The 384-nt window shown below is 50.5% G+C and carries 1 protein-coding gene; it reads left to right on the top strand.

The window, feature by feature from the left end; translation table 11 throughout:
* The coding region (locus AC1RPK_RS07625; protein ID WP_481769336.1) for a hypothetical protein at positions 1-243 on the top strand (243 nt) is incomplete at its 5' end.
* Positions 244-384 lie beyond the last annotated feature (141 nt).

Here is a 384-nt window from a genome sequence, read left to right as displayed (position 1 = left end):
CTTCTCACTTATCTACAGGAACCAATCGATCAAAACACTGCGGATAAGATTCAGGTCGGCTTCATTCAGGCGATAGCCCGCTGGGAACCCCGCATTCAGCTCGACATGAGCAACACATGGGTCAAGCCCGACATGTCGCTGCCCGGCTATCAGATTCGGATTGCTTACAACCTGAACCTAAACCTTGATACTCAATCAGGTCCGCTGGTTGCAGCATTTTCCGTCACCGCCAACCAATCATAAGGTTCAACATGGCAGATACTAATAAGCTCGTTCTGGCGGACTTGACAGCCGACGTTGATCAATTCGTTTCCCAGTTTCAAAACTACCTTACCACCATCCCATCGTGGCAGGGAACGCTCACGACAATGACATCGGAGACCC

Source organism: Dellaglioa sp. CoH-55-MRSF-6 (assembly GCF_056782215.1).
This window is presented reverse-complemented; position numbering and strand designations above follow the sequence as displayed.